The following is a 1,693-nucleotide window of genomic DNA, read 5'->3' as shown; positions in this document are numbered from 1 at the left end:
CAGGTGTGCCTCGTCGATGGCAATGACGGGCAGGCGGGAACGCTCGTCGAGTTCCCCGGCGAGCAGGGACGCGGCCTGGGCGGCCAGGGCCCCGGAATAGAAGGCGGGTGTGGCTCCCAGGGCGGTGACGATGGTCGAGCGGATGCCGCGGATGCCGATGGTCGGGTCAGGGATGTAAATAATTTGATGGCGTGAGGGTTCCAGCTGGGCCAGAGCGGCCCGGGCCGCGACGGTTTTCCCGGCACCGACTTCCCCGGCGATCACTCCCATGCGGCGCTGGTCGATGCACCAGGAGATGCGGGCGACCGCTTCCCGGTGCCCGGGGTGCTGGGCCAACGCTTGGGGCGGGATGTCGCGGCCGAAAGGCAGGCGGGTGAACCCAAAGAAGGTTTGCAGGGTCTCGATCTGGCTCATCAGATTTGTTCCTTCGTCGTGGTGCTCGCCGCGTGGATGTCGGCGAAGCTGATTGGTGCGGCGGTCAGTGATTGACGGTGCCGGGTCGCGACCAGGTCCAGGTAGTTGATCCCGGTGCTGATCTTGGTGGCCGTGTCGTTGTCCTTGGCGGCGTTGGCGGCCTTGACGTGAACGTGCCGTCCAATCGCCAGGGCCTTGGCGGTCCCTGCCGGCATGCCTTGGTGGTTGTTCACGGTGATTTCCCCGTCCAGATCGAAGGGGTCATAGACCAATTCCACCTTCGTGCCGGCCAGCAGCGGGTCCACCTCGTAGGTGTTCGAGTGCAGGGACACCGTCCCGGTCTTGGTCACCGTGCGCACATCTGACCACAGGAACGCCTCCCTGATCTCGGCTAGGGGCTTGCGTACAGGTTCGCGGTGTTCCCAGGACGCGTCCCACCGTGCCAGCGGTGTTTGCCCGGTGCTGGTGTGTTGCTGGTGGTGGTAGACCATGTTCACCCACGCGGTGAACAGCGTGTTCAGCTCCTCCAGGGAACTGATCTGGGAGCCGGCCGCCGGGTCGGTGCCCGGAAGCATGGGTGTGTCGGTGACAGTGATCTCGCCCAGGAACTGGCTGGTGACCGTGTTGAACAGGCGCTCAATCTTGCCCCTTCCCTGGGGCCTGTACGGGGCCGAATGTACCAACCTGATTCCGAGCTTCGCGCAGGTCCTTGCCAGGGACTTATCACTCATGGCCGCCCCGTTGTCGAGGTAGGTGACTGCGGGTATGCCGTATGTTTGCAGGGCCGGGCGCAGCACCGCGGAGAGCCGTATCGCGTCCTCGGCGTACGCCCAGCGGGCGGCGGTGACCATCCTGGAATGGTCATCAAGGAACGCAAACAAATACGTTTTCCGGCCCCCGATCCGCGGGCCGTGCAACGCGTCGCCGACCCAGATCTCATTGGCATGGTCCGTTTCGAAGCGTCCGGTGGCCACCGGACGGGTCCCGGTGGAAATGTTCAGCGACCGGAAGTGGCGCAGCAGCGTGGTCTCCGAGGGTGCAGCACCCATCGTTTCGGTGATGATCCTCTTCACCTGCGCGGCGGTACGATTCGGTTTCTCACGTTTGAGGGACTCGGCCAGTGTCAGGATGGTCGGGCTGGTCACCGGGGCGGATGCCCGTTCGTCGGGTTTGAGCCCGTCGAAGCCGTGCAGCTGCCAGGCCTTGACCCAGCGGTCCAGCGTCTCTCGGGAGTAACGGCGGGTGCCGCCGAAGGGCCAAGAGTGGTCCTTGTCCGCAA

The 1,693-nt window shown here is 65.0% G+C and carries 2 protein-coding genes; both read right to left on the bottom strand.

Annotation, left to right across the window (positions count from 1 at the left end; translation table 11 throughout):
- A partial coding sequence (locus QMG52_RS21520) for an AAA family ATPase (RefSeq protein ID WP_283562439.1) occupies positions 1–414 on the bottom strand: 414 nt, incomplete at its 3' end.
- Positions 414–1,693 (bottom strand): DDE-type integrase/transposase/recombinase (locus tag QMG52_RS21515; RefSeq protein WP_283562438.1); only part of this gene is annotated, 1,280 nt, incomplete at its 5' end. The genes QMG52_RS21515 and QMG52_RS21520, both read right to left, overlap by 1 nt.

This window comes from Paenarthrobacter sp. PH39-S1 (genome assembly GCF_030063245.1).
In the GTDB taxonomy this organism is placed as follows: Bacteria; Actinomycetota; Actinomycetes; order Actinomycetales; family Micrococcaceae; genus Arthrobacter_M.
This window is presented reverse-complemented; position numbering and strand designations above follow the sequence as displayed.